At 67.4% G+C, this 16,696-nt stretch carries 17 protein-coding genes; 8 read left to right on the forward strand and 9 right to left on the reverse strand.

What is annotated here, in order from left to right; translation table 11 throughout:
- The first annotated feature begins 86 nt into the window (after nucleotides 1-86).
- Together IEX50_RS13460 and IEX50_RS13465 are read left to right on the forward strand one after the other, a co-directional pair.
- Nucleotides 87-791, forward strand: a complete 705-nt coding sequence (locus tag IEX50_RS13460; protein WP_157176280.1) for a head GIN domain-containing protein — start codon at nucleotides 87-89, stop codon at nucleotides 789-791.
- Complete coding sequence (locus IEX50_RS13465) at nucleotides 776-1,489, forward strand: GIN domain-containing protein (RefSeq protein WP_157176279.1); 714 nt, start codon at nucleotides 776-778, stop codon at nucleotides 1,487-1,489. Before IEX50_RS13460 ends, IEX50_RS13465 begins: the two co-directional genes overlap by 16 nt.
- A 4-nt stretch (nucleotides 1,490-1,493) precedes the next feature.
- Here the strand turns inward: IEX50_RS13465 and IEX50_RS13470 are convergent, their stop codons facing one another.
- Nucleotides 1,494-1,898: a DUF1489 family protein gene (locus IEX50_RS13470; protein ID WP_157176278.1), complete on the reverse strand. Its 405-nt coding sequence runs from the start codon at nucleotides 1,896-1,898 to the stop codon at nucleotides 1,494-1,496.
- Between the two features lie 42 nt (nucleotides 1,899-1,940).
- Nucleotides 1,941-3,341, reverse strand: coding sequence for a magnesium transporter (mgtE, locus tag IEX50_RS13475; protein ID WP_157176277.1), 1,401 nt, complete (start codon nucleotides 3,339-3,341; stop codon nucleotides 1,941-1,943).
- A gap of 156 nt (nucleotides 3,342-3,497) precedes the next feature.
- Between mgtE and IEX50_RS13480 the strand changes: the two genes are divergently transcribed.
- Nucleotides 3,498-3,956: a peptidylprolyl isomerase gene (locus tag IEX50_RS13480; RefSeq protein WP_157176276.1), complete on the forward strand. Its 459-nt coding sequence runs from the start codon at nucleotides 3,498-3,500 to the stop codon at nucleotides 3,954-3,956.
- Between the two features lie 135 nt (nucleotides 3,957-4,091).
- On the opposite strand, the gene IEX50_RS13485 is transcribed toward IEX50_RS13480, so the two are convergent.
- Both IEX50_RS13485 and IEX50_RS13490 read right to left on the reverse strand, forming a co-directional pair.
- Complete coding sequence (locus tag IEX50_RS13485) at nucleotides 4,092-5,009, reverse strand: LysR substrate-binding domain-containing protein (RefSeq protein WP_184075280.1); 918 nt, start codon at nucleotides 5,007-5,009, stop codon at nucleotides 4,092-4,094.
- A 174-nt stretch (nucleotides 5,010-5,183) separates the two neighbouring features.
- Nucleotides 5,184-5,522: an antibiotic biosynthesis monooxygenase family protein gene (locus IEX50_RS13490; protein WP_157176275.1), complete on the reverse strand. Its 339-nt coding sequence runs from the start codon at nucleotides 5,520-5,522 to the stop codon at nucleotides 5,184-5,186.
- Between the two features lie 109 nt (nucleotides 5,523-5,631).
- Between IEX50_RS13490 and IEX50_RS13495 the strand changes: the two genes are divergently transcribed.
- The gene (locus IEX50_RS13495) at nucleotides 5,632-6,246 is read left to right on the forward strand and encodes a class I SAM-dependent methyltransferase (RefSeq protein ID WP_157176274.1); all 615 of its coding nucleotides are present in this window, start codon (nucleotides 5,632-5,634) and stop codon (nucleotides 6,244-6,246) included.
- 21 nt (nucleotides 6,247-6,267) lie between these two features.
- Here the strand turns inward: IEX50_RS13495 and IEX50_RS13500 are convergent, their stop codons facing one another.
- Entirely contained in the window at nucleotides 6,268-7,425 is a 1,158-nt protein-coding gene (locus IEX50_RS13500; RefSeq protein WP_157176273.1) for a phospholipase D-like domain-containing protein, read from the reverse strand.
- Nucleotides 7,426-7,558: 133 nt separating this feature from the next.
- On the opposite strand from IEX50_RS13500, the gene rpoZ reads away from it, so the two are divergent.
- The 4 genes from rpoZ to IEX50_RS13520 all read left to right on the forward strand — a co-directional run bounded on the left by rpoZ (nucleotide 7,559) and on the right by IEX50_RS13520 (nucleotide 11,988).
- Entirely contained in the window at nucleotides 7,559-7,900 is a 342-nt protein-coding gene (gene rpoZ, locus IEX50_RS13505; RefSeq protein WP_157176272.1) for a DNA-directed RNA polymerase subunit omega, read from the forward strand.
- 150 nt (nucleotides 7,901-8,050) lie between these two features.
- The gene (locus tag IEX50_RS13510; RefSeq protein ID WP_157176271.1) at nucleotides 8,051-10,135 is read left to right on the forward strand and encodes a RelA/SpoT family protein; all 2,085 of its coding nucleotides are present in this window, start codon (nucleotides 8,051-8,053) and stop codon (nucleotides 10,133-10,135) included.
- Nucleotides 10,136-10,474: 339 nt separating this feature from the next.
- Nucleotides 10,475-10,645, forward strand: a complete 171-nt coding sequence (locus IEX50_RS13515) for a hypothetical protein (RefSeq protein WP_157176270.1) — start codon at nucleotides 10,475-10,477, stop codon at nucleotides 10,643-10,645.
- A 296-nt stretch (nucleotides 10,646-10,941) separates the two neighbouring features.
- Nucleotides 10,942-11,988: a DMP19 family protein gene (locus tag IEX50_RS13520; RefSeq protein WP_157176269.1), complete on the forward strand. Its 1,047-nt coding sequence runs from the start codon at nucleotides 10,942-10,944 to the stop codon at nucleotides 11,986-11,988.
- A gap of 279 nt (nucleotides 11,989-12,267) precedes the next feature.
- Here IEX50_RS13520 and IEX50_RS13525 read toward each other — a convergent pair whose 3' ends face one another.
- The 4 genes from IEX50_RS13525 to IEX50_RS13540 form a co-directional block, all read right to left on the reverse strand.
- The gene (locus tag IEX50_RS13525) at nucleotides 12,268-13,464 is read right to left on the reverse strand and encodes an acyl-CoA dehydrogenase (protein WP_229674011.1); all 1,197 of its coding nucleotides are present in this window, start codon (nucleotides 13,462-13,464) and stop codon (nucleotides 12,268-12,270) included.
- A gap of 83 nt (nucleotides 13,465-13,547) precedes the next feature.
- Nucleotides 13,548-14,126: a TerD family protein gene (locus IEX50_RS13530; RefSeq protein WP_157176268.1), complete on the reverse strand. Its 579-nt coding sequence runs from the start codon at nucleotides 14,124-14,126 to the stop codon at nucleotides 13,548-13,550.
- Nucleotides 14,127-14,129: 3 nt separating this feature from the next.
- A complete protein-coding gene (locus IEX50_RS13535) occupies nucleotides 14,130-15,206 on the reverse strand; it encodes a DUF475 domain-containing protein (RefSeq protein ID WP_157176267.1) in 1,077 nt (358 codons plus the stop codon).
- 50 nt (nucleotides 15,207-15,256) lie between these two features.
- Entirely contained in the window at nucleotides 15,257-16,453 is a 1,197-nt protein-coding gene (locus IEX50_RS13540) for a TerD family protein (protein WP_157176266.1), read from the reverse strand.
- Nucleotides 16,454-16,696: the final 243 nt, after the last annotated feature.

A 16,696-nucleotide genomic window follows, 5' to 3' on the forward strand; every position in this document is an offset into this window, starting at 1 on the left:
GGGGGCCACCTGCAGCGACAACAATCCCTTGCCCAACCTCCCTGTGGGTGTATTATCACAACACAACACCTCATGGAGTTCCTGCCATGCGTCGCCTCGCTGCCCTGCTCCTTGTCCCCGTTCTGCTCGTTGCATCGCCATCCAGCGCGGCTGATGCCCTCGTCACGCGGCGTTTCCCGGCAAGCGGGTTCGCGCAGGTCGAGCTGCGCGGGTCGGACAATGTCGTGATCCGCGTCGGCCCGGCCTTTTCGGTCGTCGCGACGGGCCCGGCCGTTTCGCTGAAGACGCTGACGGCCGAGGTCCGCGGTGACACCCTCCGGCTCGACCATCGCGGCAACAGCTGGACCTGGCACAAGACCCCGCCCACCACGATAACCGTCACGATGCCCGCGCTGGCCGGCGTGTCGCTGTCCGGATCGGGCAACATGGCGGTCGGCCCGTTCCGCGCACCCCGCTTCTCCGGCGCGGTCGAGGGCTCAGGCAACCTCCGGCTCGCCCGGATCGAGGCGGGCCAGGTCGCGCTGTCGATCGCCGGGTCGGGCGACCTGGTCGCCGCCGGTCAGGCGGGCGCCGCGAAACTGTCGATCGCAGGGTCGGGCAGTCTCGACGCCGGCGCGCTCGGGGTCCGCACGCTCGCCACCTCCACCGCGGGCTCGGGCGACATGATCGCGCGCGCCGCCGGCACCGCCAGCGTGTCGATGGCGGGATCGGGCGGCGTCACCGTCCGCGGCCCCGCGCGCTGCACCGTCAGCAAGGTCGGATCGGGGGACGTGCGTTGCAACGCGGCCTGATCGGGCTCCTCGCAGGGATCGCCGGGGCCGCCGCGCTGCCCACCCCGGCCCCGGCGGCGACGCGCGGCTATACCATCACCAGCTTCGACCGGATCCGGGTCGAGGGGCCGTTCGCCGTCACGCTCACCACCGGCGCCGGCTCGTCCGCCCGTGCGGAGGGTCCCGACGGGCGCATGCTGAGCGGCGTCCGGCTCGACATGATGGGCCGCACGCTCGTCATCCGCCGCGACCGCGACGCCATCCAGGGCGGCACCTTGCGCGGCATCCGCATCGCGCTCACCACGCCGGCGATCCTCGGCGCGACGGTGGTCGGCGCGGGCAGCCTGACCGTCGCCACCAGCCGCGGCGCACGGTTCGACGCCGGCGTCTCGGGCGCGGGCTCGCTCGCGGTCACCGGGCTCGACACCGACCTGCTCAACGTCACGATCACCGGCGCGGGCAACACGAAATTCGCCGGCCGCACGCGCGCCCTGCGCGCCGTGGTGCAGGGCGCGGGCGTGATCGACGCGCCCGACCTGGCGACTCAGGACGCCACGATCGTCAGCGCCGGCAGCGGCACGATCACCGTCGCCGCCGCACGTACCGCAAAGGTCAACGCCACCGGTGCCGGCGCGGTCACCATCCTCGGCACCCCCGCCTGCACCGTCGCCAGCGAAGGCACAGTAGACGTCACCTGCGACGGCCCCAACGCCCGCTAGGCCGTTACAGCAAAGACAGCTCCGCCAGCTCGCGGATCAACGCCGCCGGCATCGCAGCACCCTCGTTCGACCCGCCGTCCAGATCGTCCGGCGCATCGTCCGCCGTCAGGTAACGCCACCCCTGATGCGCGCGCTTCGGCCGCGCCCGCACGGTCACCAGCACCGGGTCCAGCCGGATCAGGCAGCGCCCCTCGGGCGTCTCGTCGAACCCGATGATCCGCTGCCGCACGACCAGCTGGTGCTTGATGATCCAGAACAACGATCCGCCGATCAACTCGCCATGCCGCGTCGGGCGGTAGCGCGTCTGGATCGGTGCCTCGCCGTCCGCGGTCCGGTTGCGCGTCCGCTCGGCCAGCGCCTCGACATCCTCGCAACCGACCGCGACCTTGGTGATGTTCAGCGCATGCATCAGCCCGAAATGGCGTCCGCCCGCGGCCGCTTCAACCCGCGCCTAACTGCCCAGCCCCCACATCGCCGCCAGCCCCAGGAACGACAGGAACCCCAGGCTGTCGGTACAGGTCGTCACGAACACCGAAGACGACACCGCCGGATCGACGTTCATCTTGTCCAGCGTGATCGGCACCAGCACGCCCGCCAGTCCGGCGACGATATTGTTGATGAACAGCGCCAGCGCGAACACGATCGCCAGCCCCGGCACCCCCGACCACAGATAGCATCCGGCCCCGACCACAAGCCCCAGCGCGACGCCGTTGGCTGCCGCGATCCGCAGCTCACGCATGATCATCCGCACCGAATTGGAACTGGTCAGCTGGTTCGTAGCAAGCGCGCGCACCACGACGGCCAGCGTCTGCGTCCCCGCATTGCCGCCCATCCCGCTGACGATGCCCATCAGCTGCGCCAGCACCGCATATTTCGCGATCCGCTCGTCGAACAGCCCGACCACCGTCGCCGCCAGCATCGCGGTCGGCAGGTTGATCAGCAGCCACGTCAGCCGGGTCCGCACGGTATAGCGGATCGGCTCGTTGATATCGCCCTCGCCCGCGCCCGACAGCCGCAGGATATCCTCGCCGGCTTCTTCCTGGATGATGTGCACGATGTCATCGACCGTGATCATGCCCACCAGCCGCCCGGCCGCATCGATCACCGCGGCGGAAATCAGCGCGTATTTCTGGAAGCGCAGCGCCACCTCTTCCTGGTCCATGTCGACCGGGATCAGCGTCTGTTCGCGCGCCATCACGTCGGCGATCGCCACCGACCGCGGCGTGCGCAGGATCCAGCTCAGCTTGCACGTCCCGATCGGCCGGTGGCTCGGATCGACGACGTAGATTTCCCAGAAATCGGTGGTCAGGTCCTCGTTGCGACGCAGATAATCCAGCACGTCGCCGACGCTCAGATGCTCGGGCACCGCGATCAGGTCGCGCTGCATCAGGCGGCCGGCGGACTCCTCCGGATACCCCAGCGCCTCCTCGATCGCGGCGCGATCGTCGGGGGCCAGCGCGCGCAACACCTCGCGCTGGTCTGCCGCGTCCATGTCCTCGATGATCGCGACCGCGTCGTCGGTATCGAGCATGGTCGCGATGTCGGCGACCTCCTGGGGGCCCAGCGCCTCCATCAGCTCGTCGCGGACCCAGTCGTTCATCTCGGCCAGCACGTCGCCGTCGATCATGCCGTGCAGCGCGGACGCGATCGCCTTGCGCCTGTCGCCGGGCGCCAGTTCGAACAGATCGGCGATGTCGGCGGGGTGCAGCGGGGCGACCAGCGCGCGCGCACCCTCCACGTCGCCGTCCGCCACCGCATCGACCACGGCACTGACGAAATCGGAATTCAGCCGGTTGTCTTCGTCGTGCGTCGGCTCGGCGATGGTCTTTTCCATATCCTGCTGCTCGGCCATGTTCGTTCCCGTCTCATCCGAACCCGCCCGGATGACGTCGCCCGCCGTCCTCGTACGCGCTCGCTTCGCCGATGTCAGCCTTGCGACGCGGGGTTCTTATCCGCGCCCAAGCTCCCTAGATAGGCGCGCACCAACCATGATCCGAAGGAACTGCCGATGGCCGACCAGAAAACCCTGACCCTGACGCTCGACAGCGGCGGCGACGTCGTGATCGCGCTGCGCGACGATATCGCGCCGGGCCACGTCGCCCGCATCACCGAACTGGCGAGCGAAGGCTTCTACGACGGCGTCGTGTTCCACCGCGTCATCCCCGGCTTCATGGCGCAGGGCGGCGACCCCACCGGCACCGGCATGGGCGGATCGAAGAAGCCCGACCTGAAGGCCGAATTCAACAGCGAACCGCATGTCCGCGGCACCTGCTCGATGGCTCGTTCGCAGAGCCCGAACTCGGCCAACAGCCAGTTCTTCATCTGCTTCGACGATTCGCGCTTTCTCGACAATCAGTACACCGCCTGGGGCAACGTCACGTCCGGCATGGAGTTCGTCGACGCGCTGCCGAAGGGCGAACCGCCCCGCACCCCCGGCAAGATCGTCAAGGCGACCGTCTCTGGCTGACCCGAACGGCGCGGCATCCACCAGAAGGGTGCCGCGCCCTACTCCACCGCGAACCGTTCCCTGGCGAAGGCCGGGGCCTAGACGCTACCGCTTCACCTAGGCCTGGCCCGCGCCGGGGAGCACCATCACCGAACCCTAACCCGCCTTGGCCACCCGAACCGGCTCATCCCCCGCGGTCGCGACGCTGCTGAACAGCCAATCGTGAAACACCCGCACCGCGCGGTTCGACATCGCTGAACGCCGGCACACGAACCAGTAGCTGTAGTCGCTCTCCACCTCGCGCCCGAACAGGTTGGTCAGCCGATCGTCATGCGCGCCGTCGAGATGCGCATCGAGCATGAACGCCACGCCCAGCCCCTGCGCCGCGGCATCCAGCATCAGGTGCCCCGAATCGAAATGGTCGATCGCCGCGGGCTTCAGGTCCGGTCGCCCGATCCCCGCGCGCCAGATCGCGAACGTCTCCGGCATGTCGCGGTGGACGAAGATCGTCATGCGCTTCAAATCGTCCGGCCCGGTCACCGCGTCCGGCCCCTGGGTGAGCGAGCGTAGCGCGATCGCGCTCACCCGGTTCCGGTCGATTCGCCGGCCGTACAGCGCCGGGTCCGGCTCCGCCCCAAGCACGATCGCCGCGTCCAGGCTCTCGCCCAGCCGCGCGGTCGGATGCGGCGCGGTATCGATATCGACATGGAATTCCGGATGCGCCGCGCGCAGCTCAGGCAACCGCGCCATCAGCTTCTGCGACGCGAACAGCGGCAGCACGCCCAGCCGCAGCTTCAGCGCATCCTGCTGCCCCGTCGTCGAATCGATCGCTTCGGCCAGCGCGTCGATTGCCGGCGCGATCCGCGCGAGCAACCGCTCGCCCGCCGCATTGGGCAACATCGCCTGATGCCGCCGGTCGAACAGCGATTGCCCGACGAATCGCTCCAGCGCCTGCACCCGCCGGCTCAGCGCAGGCGACGACAGCGCCAGTTCCTGCGCCGCTGCCTTGACGGACCCCAGCCGCGCGACCTGCACGAACGCCTCGACGGCAGTCAGCGGTGGCAGACGACGCATATTTCCCCTCCCGGTCCCTGCAACTCACGATTGCACGCCCTGCATGCGTGTCTCACAATCCTGCATTTGCAACAAATGTGGCGGTGCAGCAAAAGGATCGGGCCTTTCAGGCATCCTCTCCTAAAACTTTACGGGCTGCTCCTCGGGGTGGCCCTTTTTTTTGCCCGACGCGGATCACTCCGGATCAGACGACTCGCGCTGCCAGCGATAGGCCCGGTCGACCACGGCGACCGCCACCGAATAGCGCGCATACCACCGCGCCCGCCCCGCCCACTGGATCAGGCCGTGCGCCGGGTCGTCGCGCCAGGCCGCGGCCGACGCCGTGTCGCGCCAGTAACTCACCGTGATGCCGAAACCGTCCGCATCGCGCGTCGCCTCGATCCCGACATAGCCCGGCATCCGCGCGGCGGCCGCGTCCATCGCCGCGGCCGCCGCGGCATAGCCCGCCCGATCGTCCGCGGTCCGCTGGCTGCTGAAGATCACCGCGACCATTCCGGCACTTATCGCTGTCATTGCCGTTACGTAACGAAGGACAACGGTTTCCGCCATGCCTGCGGCTTGCTATTGGCCACGTCTTTTGCGAACGGTGCCGACTGTTCTGCTGCGTTTCTCGGGAGTTTCCATGCCTTCATCGTCCGCAGACCAGGTGCTCGCCGATCCGGCCAAGCGGCGCGAGCCCGGTCCACTGGGCATGTTCTTCCGGGAATTCCTGAAACATCCGGTCATGGTCGGGTCGATCATCCCGTCGTCGGACAAGCTGATCGCGCGGATGCTGAAGCCGGTCGACTGGGCGAACACGAAGCTGTTCGTGGAATATGGCCCCGGCGTTGGCACCTTCTGCCCCGCCATCCTGGAACGCATGGCCCCCGATGCACAGCTGATCGCGATCGATACGAACCGCGACTTCGTCGGTTATCTCGGCCGCCGCTTTACCGATTCGCGGTTCCGCCCCGTGCTCGGCTCCGCGGCGGACGTCCGCTCGATCATCGCCGAACACGGCCATGACCATGCCGACTATATCCTGTCCGGCCTGCCCTTCTCCACGCTGCCCGCCGGCATCGGCCCGCGGATCGCCGCCGAAACGCACGACGCGCTCCGCCCCGGCGGCGCGTTCCTGGTCTATCAGTTCAGCCCGCGGGTGAAGGATTTCCTCGTCCCGCATTTCCGCCGCATCGACCACGCGTTCGAACCGATCAACATCCCACCGGCGCAGCTATACTGGTGCTGGAAGGACTGACCTAACCTGCCGGACGGCCGATCAACGGCCGTCCACGCCGAAGTTCAGCCGCCGCGTCACGTTCCCGTCGATCACCGCGACGATGAAATAGGCCACCCCCCACTGCACGCGGCGGAACCAGCCCACTTGGTCATGCTCCGCCATCGTGACAACATGGCTCTCCGCCGCCTCCCCCGCGAAATACGCGCGCATATGCGCGGCGAAGGCCGGGTCCTCGATCCGCAGCATCATCTCCAGGTTCAGGTACAGGCTGCGCACGTCGAAATTGGCCGATCCGATGTGGACCACATCGTCGATCACGAACAATTTGCTGTGCAGCTTGGTCGCGCCATATTCCAGCACGCCGACGCCGCGCTTCAGCAGCCGCTGATAACAATGCCGCGTCGCTGCGATCGTCGCATTGTTGTCGGACTTGCCCGCGGTCATGACGGTCGCCTGGCCGCCGCGCTTCACGATCCGCTCGATCCGCCGCAGCATCGCCGGGTTGGGCGCGAAATAGGCCGCGATCATGTCCAGCCGCCGTGCCCGCGCCATGTCCCACTTCACCACCAGCGCCCACGGGCTCAGCCGCCGCGTCGGGCCGCCGAACAACCAGCGCAGCCGTCCACCCGGATGCGTCTCGCTATGCCGCTTCAGGATCGTGCGCAGGTCGCGAAACTTCCCCGCCGGCGCCCGCGTCCAGCCGAGCAGCGCGTCGTAATAACCCGCCAGCCGCGCCGCCGCGTCGCCCTCGACCAGCAACCCCAGGTCGCGCCATGCCCCGTCCGCGACCGTCCCGAAATAATCATCCTCCACGTTGAACCCGCCGATCAGCGCGCGCGCCTCGTCCGCCAGCGCCAGCTTCTGGTGATTGCGCAGCAGGTACCGCCGCCCGAACCGCGCCTCGTACCGGCACACGCCCCCGCCCGCCGCGACCAGCGCCTCGAAGAACCCTGCGCCGGCCGCATCGCCGAACCCGTCGACGATCATGTCCACCTGCACGCCGCGCTGCGCCGCGCGCACCAGCGCATCTCGCACCGCCCGCCCCGCTCGGTCATCGGCATAGATATAATAGAGCAGCCGCAGCGTCCGCGCCGCCCCGTCGATCAGCGCGATCAACGCCTCCAGCCGCTCCGGCCCGTCGGGCAACAGCGTCAGCCGGTCACCGTCCACGGTGAAGGTGGGTCTGTCTTCGGTCATCCGCACCGCCTAGCACCGTCATCATGTCGGTACGACTACGCAACCGGCGATGGCGCATTCCTTGCCTTTGCGCACCGATGCTGCTAACCGCCCGCGCTTGCATTCATGCTCGAAACTATAGCGGAGCGACATCATGGCGCGCGTCACTGTCGAAGATTGCGTCGACAAGATCCCCAACCGCTTCGACCTGGTCCTGGCCGCCGCACAGCGCGCGCGCCAGATTTCGGGCGGCGCCGAACTGACGATCGATCGCGATCGCGACAAGAACCCGGTCGTCGCCCTGCGCGAGATCGCCGAGGAAACCGTCGTGCCGCACGATCTGGAAGAAGGCATGATCCAGGGCCTCCAGCGCGTCCGGATGGACGATGACGACGCGGTCGATGAAATGGGCTCGCTGTCGCAGTCGGCCGAGGCGCTCCGCCTCACCGCCGCCGCACCGCCCCGCAACCAGAATGTCGGCGGCGACTACGAGTAATCGCTTCTAGGCCCCTTCTCTCTGGAGGGGGGGCAAGGTGGTGGCGACGAGCGGCTTGATGCCGAATCGTCGCCAACCAAAGTATGACATTCTCCCCACCCCCACGCTTTCCCGTTGCATCCCGGCCCCGCCCCGCCACATGGTGTGACGGTGCTGAGACAATATGAACTGGTCGATCGGGTCCTGGACTACGATCCGCAAGCCGACGAGGCGATGCTCAACCGCGCCTACGTCTTTTCGATGCAGGCCCACGGGTCGCAGAAACGCGCCAATGGCGACCCGTATTTCAGTCACCCGATCGAGGTGGCCGGCATCCTGACCGACCTGCGGCTCGACGACGAGACGATCGTCACCGCCATCCTGCACGACACGATCGAGGATACGGTCGCCACCTACGACCAGATCGAGAAGGGCTTCGGCACCTCCGTCGCGCGGTTGGTCGACGGCGTGACCAAGCTGTCTCGGATCGAGGCGCAGACCGAGAACGAGCGCGCCGCCGAGAACCTCCGCAAGTTCCTGCTCGCCATGTCGGACGATATCCGCGTTCTGCTCGTGAAGCTCGCCGACCGGCTCCACAACATGCGCACGCTCCACTTCATCCCGAAGCCGGAGAAGCGCCGCCGTATCGCGCGCGAGACGATGGAGATCTACGCGCCGCTCGCCGAGCGGATCGGCATGTACGAATTCATGAAGGAGATGCAGACGCTCGCCTTCCGGGAACTCGAACCCGAAGCCTACGAATCGATTACCAAGCGGCTCGAGCAGCTGAAGTCCGGCGGCGGCGACCGCATCGCGCGCATCTCGTCCGGCATCGTTACCCTGCTCGGCCGCCAGGGCATCGTCGCCGAGGTCACCGGCCGCGAGAAACATCCCTATTCGATCTGGCGCAAGATGGCCGAGCGCCACATCAGCTTCGAACAGCTGTCCGACATCATGGCGTTCCGCATCGTCGTGAAGGATGTCGAGCAATGCTACCGCACGCTCGGCCTGATCCACCAGCGCTGGCCGATGGTCCCCGGCCGGTTCAAGGACTATATCTCCACGCCCAAGCGCAACGGCTACAAGTCGCTCCACACTTCGGTGATCCATTCGGAAAAGGCGCGGATCGAGATCCAGATCCGCTCGACCGACATGCACGACCAGGCCGAAATCGGCCTCGCCAGCCACTGGGCCTACAAGCAGAAGGAAAGCGCGGACACGCAGGTCAGCTGGATCCGCGACCTCGTCGAAATCCTCGACCATGCCGACACGGCGGAGGAGGTCCTCGAACATACTCGCATGGCGATGTACCAGGACCGGATCTTCGCCTTCACCCCGACCGGCGAGCTGATCCAGCTGCCCAAGGGCGCCACCCCGGTCGATTTCGCCTACGCGCTCCACACCGATCTCGGCGACCAGACGGTCGGCGCCAAGGTCAACGGCCGCGTCGTGCCGCTCCGCACGCCGATCCTGAACGGCGACCAGGTGCAGATCCTGCGGTCCAAGGCGCAGGAGCCCGAGCCGGGCTGGATGAGCTTCGTCACCACCGGCAAGGCGCGCGCCGCCATCCGCCGCTTCGTCAAGCACAAGGAACGCGACGAGACGGTCGCCCTCGGTCGCAAATTCTACGAGGAGATCGTCAAACGCCTCCCCGCCCAGCTCGGCAGTGAGGCGCTCGGCAACGCGGTCAAGCGCCTGCAACTACCCGACGGCGACGCTCTGATGGAGGCGATCGCGCGCAAGCACCTGACCGACGAACAGGTCATGGAGGCGCTGATGCCCGGTGCCGGCGGCGGCGACGTCACCGTCGTCCGTCCGCAGCGCGAGGCGATCTCGATCAAGGGCCTGACCCCCGGCGTGGCGTTCAAGCTCGCCACCTGCTGCCACCCCGTCCCCGGCGACCGCATCGTCGGCCTGCGCCGGCCGAACGCGGCGGTCGAGGTCCACGCGATCGACTGCCCCGAACTGGCGGACGGCATCGACGCGGACTGGGTCGATCTCGCCTGGGGCGACGGCTCGGATGGCGGCACCGCGCGACTGTCGGTCATCGTCAAGAACGAACCCGGCTCGCTCGGCGCGATGTCCAGCATCCTGGGATCACAGGGCGCCAACATCATCAACCTGGCGCTCTTCCACCGCGACGCCAGCTTCCACACCTTCCACCTCGCCCTCGAAGTCCGCGACCGCCCTCACGTCATGCGCATCCTCGCCGCCCTCCGCGCCGCCGACGCCGTCGCCCAAGCGGAGCGGTTGTAGAGAGCGCAACAAAAAGCCCCCTCCCTTTCAAGAGTTGCGCGTCCTGTCAGGTCGGGATTGCCACCGGCAATCCCGACCTGACAGGACGCGCAACTGGGTTGGGGGTGGGTGCAACAGCTCCCCAAAAGCGAAAATTCAGGTAAAGTGCTCGGCCAAGGCGACACTAACCAACCCGTTCGCTTCGAGCATGTTCGCTGTGTTCGAAGTGAGGGCCCTGCTCCGTCGTGCCCGCACCATACGAACGGCCTTCGGCGTTGACAGTTCTCGACAGGCGGCGGCAGATGCCGAACGAACGAGGACCATATCAATGTCGAGAAAGCCCACATCGCTCTTCACGCCATGAACTTCATCGTTCTTGGCTTCATGGCGCTCGCGTTTCTTGGTATTCTCGCATTGGGCGCGCTGCCCGAAACCGGGGGAAAGCCCGCCAACGGCATGGACCCGGCCGCGCCCGGAGCATCCGCACCGGCCGCAGGTGGAGAACCGCCCGCAACGGCACCGACACCGTAGTCGGTCCAATCATGCGTCATGCCGCCCGCCCTCGGCGCAAGAATGGCGTAAGATGACGGTTTTCGATCCCGTAATGGTGAAGATCTGTCACCGGTAGGCAACAAGCCTGCAATCGCACCCGCGCCCACCAACATATCAATCCATCATCCCCAGCCATTCTTGATCCGCAAAGTGGACACCCCGAAAGCGGAAAGTCCGCAAACGCCCAGAACCGGACGGTTGCATCGGCCTCAATCCTTGCAGGGTTCTTCCCAAACCGGCATGCGTTACCTGACTTCGGGACAGGATGCTGGAGCTTGGAAGGGATCGCCTTGGTGGAGGAACTGCGCGACGACTGGCTCCGCGAAGGCCTGGGCTCCGGCGGGAAGGGGATCAGCATCAGCGACCTGCGCCGCATCCCGCTATCCTTCGTTCTGACGCTGGAGACGGAGGCCTTCTCGAGCGCCGTCTTCGGGACGCAGAAGCAGGTGGCAGCCGCGCTCGCCGCCATTCCGCCCGAGCGGAGGCATGTCCTGGCCCTCTCCCTCCTGCTCCAGGGCTGGTACGCGCACATGCCGTCGCGCGAGGCTTTCCGGCACCTTTTCTACGGCCACTGGGGCAATGCGGCGCCGGAAGCGGCGGACGCCCTGGCCGCCGCCGGCGCTACCCGGCAGGAAGAAGCGCTGCGGAAGGCCATCGCCCTGTTCCGTTCGCCCTTCCCCCGGCAGCAGCACCTCCGCCACAAGCTTCTGGGGGAGTATTGGGGGCCGCCGACCGAGGCCACCTCCGCCCTGGCCGAACTCGGCGAAGTTCTCGGTCCGCGCGAGGAGCTGGTTCGTGCCACCGCTGTCCTTGTCGAGGCGCCCGGCCTCTCGGTGTGGTTCGAGGAGGCGTGCCGGGCTCTGAAGCCTGCGGACCGGCTCGGCTGGCTAATCGACACCTTGCTGACCCGCTTCGTCTCGGGCCGGGGCACGCCGAAGAAGGTCGCGGCCCTGCCCGATCCCTACCGCGCCCTCCTCCTCGCGGCCTATGCCGAGGCGGAGATCTCCAATGGCGGGGTGCACCAGTACATGACCAACAGTTCCGGCACCCTGGCGCCGCAGGCCGTCGAGGCCTTCGACACAATCGGCTTGCCGGACCACGCGGCGGTGATCGCAAAGGCGGTGGCAATGTTTCCCGATCCCTTTCCTGCCAATCCCGGCAAGCACCAAGCCCAGCAGGCACGCGAGGCCGAAAAGAGGACCGGCGAGCCGTGGTCGGACTGGGACGAGGAACTTGCCGGTCTGACGAAGGGCTGGAAGGGCCGAGCGGTGGGTCCCGCCATCCGCGCATACGCCCGGCGCGAAGGCGCCGTGCCCGCCTGAACGGCCTCCCCCTCCGGAAACTCCGTTCGAGGATCACGAGAAGTTAATGACTGCTTCCCACCAATTCCCGTCATTCGGTGCGGCCTTCAACGGCAGTGCTGGAAACGCACCATGGGGGCACGACGAGGGGCGCGTTACACTGTACATCATCACGCGTCCGATCCGGAGCGTCGGGTTCAAACGTTGTTGCGCCCGCTTCTGCTGCAAGTCGGAAAGAAGTCGGACGTGATCACAGCCTAATACCGTGTCGACTCCAATCACGCCGAGCCCCACCCAAACTCAGAAAGCAGCAATCCCGGTAATCGCCCGCCCCAGGATCAACGCATGCACATCGTGCGCGCCCTCATACGTATTCACCGTCTCCAGGTTCATCATATGCCGCATCACGCCATATTCGCCGGAGATCCCGTTCCCGCCGTGCATGTCCCGCGCCGCCCGCGCGATATCGAGCGCCTTGCCGCAATTGTTGCGCTTCACGATCGAGACCATCTCCGGCGCGAACCGCCCCTCGTCCATCAACCGTCCGACCCGCAGCGAGGCCTGCAGCCCCAGCGCGATCTCGGTCTGCATGTCGGCGAGCTTCTTCTGGTACAGCTGCGTCGCCGCCAGCGGCCGGCCGAACTGCTTGCGGTCCAGCCCATATTGCCGCGCCGCGTGCCAGCAATACTCCGCCGCCCCCATCGTGCCCCAGCTGATTCCGTAGCGCGCGCGGTTCAGGCACCCGAACGGCCCCTTCAACCCGGCGACGTTGGGCAGCAGCTGCTCTTCGCCCACCACCACGCCGTCCATCACGATCTCGCCGGTCACCGACGCGCGCAGCGACAGCTTGCCGTCGATCTTCGGCGCGGACAGTCCGGCCATGCCCTTGTCCAGAATGAACCCGCGGATCGCGCCGTCATGCACATCGGACTTCGCCCATACCACGAACACGTCGGCGATCGGCGCGTTGCTGATCCAGGTCTTGGCCCCGGTGATGCGGTACCCGTCCGCTACCTTCTCCGCGCGCGTCGTCATGCCGCCGGGGTCGGACCCGGCCTCCGGCTCGGTCAGCCCGAAACAGCCGATATATTCGCCCGTCGCCAGCTTCGGCAGGTAGCGCATCCGCTGCTCCTCCGATCCGAACGCGTGGATGGGGTACATCACCAGTGACGACTGCACCGACATCATCGAGCGGTATCCGCTGTCGATCCGCTCCACCTCGCGCGCGACGAGGCCATAGGCGACATAGGACGCGCCCACCCCGCCATATTGTTCCGGCACCGTGGGCCCGAGCAGGCCGAGCGCACCCATCTCGCGAAAGATCGCCGGGTCGGTATGCTCGTCGCGGAACGCCGCCACGATCCGCGGGGCCAGCTTCTCCTGAGCATAGGCCGCGGCGGTATCGCGCACCGCGCGCTCTTCGTCGCTCAGCTGATCGTCCAACAGGAACGGATCCGCCCAGTCGAACTGCCCCATGCCACCTGCCGCCACACCCATGCTCCTCGTCTCTGCTTTCGGCCTAAATCGGGCTTTCGCAGCACAAGTGCAATGGGCGCGGCGGCCCGGCGGCGGGCCGCGCCTTAGCCCACGCTCACCCCATAGTTGCGCGCCAGCGGCGCAAGCCCACCGGCATAGCCCTGCCCGACCGCGCGGAACTTCCAGTCGCTGTTGTGGCGGTACACCTCGCCGAAGATCATCGCCGTCTCGGTCGATGCGTCCTCGGCCAGGTCGAACCGCGTGATCTCGCGTCCCGTCGCGTCGTTGACGATCCGGATGAACGCGTTGGCCACCATCCCGAAATTCTGGCGCTTGGTTTCGCCTTCGTGGATCGTGACGGTGATCGCCACCTTCTGCACGTCGGCCGGCACGCGGCTCAGGTCGACCTTCAGCGCCTCGTCGTCGCCGTCGCCCTCACCGGTGCGGTTGTCGCCGGTATGCTCGACCGCACCGTCGGCGGACTTCAGGTTGTTGTAGTAGATGAAGTCCGCGTCGCTCCGCACCCGGTCCGTACCGCTCAGCAGGAACGCGCTGGCATCCAGGTCGAACGCGCTGCCGTCGGTGGACCGCGTGTCCCACCCCAGCCCGATCAGGATCCGGGTCAGCCCCGGCTCCTCCTTCGACAAACTGACATTACCGCCCTTGGACAGACTGATCGACATGGTTCATTCTCCTTGAGGAAGTGTTTGAAGCGGATGGCCCGTGGGCCCGACGGGGACCGGCGCACGCCGGTTGTGCGCGACGGAGGCGAGGAACGAGACGCCGATCAGCCCCGCGCCGATCAGGCCGGTCACCGTCTCCGGGATCTCGAACCGCGCGGACAGCAGCATGATGATCGCCAGCGCCAGGATCGCGTAGAACGCGCCATGTTCCAGGAACCGGTATTCCGACAGCGTCCCCTGATCGACCAGCATGACCGTCATCGACCGCACGAACATCGCCCCGATCCCGAGGCCGAGCGCGATCACGAACAGGTTGTTGGACAGCGCGAACGCCCCGATCACCCCGTCGAACGAAAAGGACGCGTCGAGCAGTTCGAGGTACAGGAACGATGCGAAACCGGACCGCACGACCATGCCGGTCGCGTCCTCCGCGCCCTCCATCAGCCCGCCGAACGCATCGACCGCGATATAGGCGACCAGCCCGAGCAGCCCGGCGGTCAGGAACGTCAGCGCATCGGCCGGCGCCACCACGCGCGACATGGTGTAGAGCGCCAGCAGCACGATCCCGATCCGCATCGCCGGCACATGGCCCAGCCGCCCCAGCCCGCTTTCGACCCCGCCGATCCAGTGGACGTCCTTCTCGTCGTCCAGGAAGAAGCTCAGCCCCACCATCGCCAGGAAAGCGCCGCCGAACCCGGCGATGCCGACATGCGCGCCGGTGATGATCCGCTCGTACGTCTCCGGCTCCGTCGCGGCCAGCCGCAGCGCCTCGACCGGCCCCAGCCGTGCCGCGATGCCGACGATGATCAGCGGGAACAGGATGCGCATCCCGAACACCGCGATCGCGATGCCCCAGGTCAGGAACCGCCGTCGCCACACCGCGTCCATGTCGCGCAGCACCGTTGCATTCACCACCGCATTGTCGAACGACAACGACACCTCAAGCACGCCCAGCACCAGCACGATCCACACGACGGACAGCATCCCGCCCAGCGTCCCGCTCATCCCCCAGCCGAGCCACGCGGCCAGCGCCAGGCTGACCCCCGTGAACAGCAACGATCCCTTGTAGTAACGCAGCATTTACAGTCCCCCAGTGTCGCTAGACCCCCGCCCCCGGGGATCCGGCCCGTTCAGTCCTTGCGCCCCGCGGTCCAGCGCAGGCCGAAGCCGAACCGCTTGTCCAGCGCCTGCTGATCCGCGAAATACTCGACGATCCGCGTGGCTTTCAGCGCGCCGCGGTCGTTCTCGATCATCGCCACACCGCACAGCCGCTTGGCGTTGCGGCCCTCGGTCATGCGCACCTCGATCGGCGGCTGGTCGGGCATCGTCACCGTCACGACGCCGTCGGTCGCCTGCCAGTTCGGCACGCCGTCGTAGATGTTGGCGAACAGCATGATCCGCTTGATCTTGGGCCAGTGCGCGCCGTTGATCCGGATCGTCTCACCCGCCGAAACGTCACCCGTCCGGTCGTCGCCCGACAGTTCGATATACGGTTCCCGGTCGTAGCTGCCGAACGCATCGCCCAGCGCCTGCACCACATGCGTCCGCCCGTTGGTCAGCTCGAACAGGCACCCCAGGTCCAGGTCGATCGCGGTCTTCGCGCCGAAGATGCCCTTGCTCCCGGCCGACCAGTTCAGGTTGACGACGATCTCGCCGAAATCCGCGCCCTTCTTGGCCAGGCTGACGCTCTGCCCCGCCTTCTCCAGCGAGACTTTCTTCAACGAAACCGGCGGCGCGGGCGGCGGCGGTGGTGGAGCCGGCGGAGTCGGCGCAGGCCGCGCGCTTTCCTCCGCCACGTCGATCCCGAACGAGCGCGCCAGCGCCGGCAGCCCGCCATTATAGCCCTGCCCCACCGCGCGGAACTTCCACGCGCCCTGCCGGCGGTACAGCTCGGCAAACGTCATCGCGCTCTCGGTCGCGCCCGACAGCTCCGGCCGGAACGTCAGCGCGGGCGTGCCCGGCGTCGCCGCCGACGCTGCGCTCACCACCGCGGCGGACAGCATCGCCAGCGTCTGCCCGCGCACCGCGGCGTCGTGCACCGTCACACACAGCGCGATCCGCTCGATCTCCGCCGGCACCCGCGCCAGGTCGATCGCGAAACCGCCGCGCGCGCCGATCCCCGCATCGAACCGCACCGCGCCGCCCGCCCCCGACGGCTGGTTGTAGAATATCATGTCGGCATCGCTGCGCACGCGCCCGGCCGCGGTCAGCGGATAAGCGGAGATATCCGCCTCCACAGCGCGCCCGGTCGGCACGTTCCACCCGAACGCCAGCACCAGTCGGTCGCCCGGCACGGCGGCGTTCCCGCCACGGACCAGATCCGTCACGCCGCCACCGCCCGTCGCCGGGCGCCCCCCGATCCGTTCATACCGCCCCCCGCACCGGCATCGTCGCCGCGGCAGTCAAATTCCACGTCGGCCGGTGGATGGGAAGTGCTGTTCGCACAGGAGAAAGGTCCATAACGGATGTAGTGTAATATACTCTCTGTACCGGCTTGACCGTTGCTTGCGGATATCTATCGTAACGGGGCTACAGGCCCGCGCAGGGACTTGTCACCGGGGGGTCCACGC

Source organism: Sphingomonas prati, from assembly GCF_014643515.1.
Taxonomy (GTDB): domain Bacteria; phylum Pseudomonadota; class Alphaproteobacteria; order Sphingomonadales; family Sphingomonadaceae; genus Sphingomonas_R; species Sphingomonas_R prati.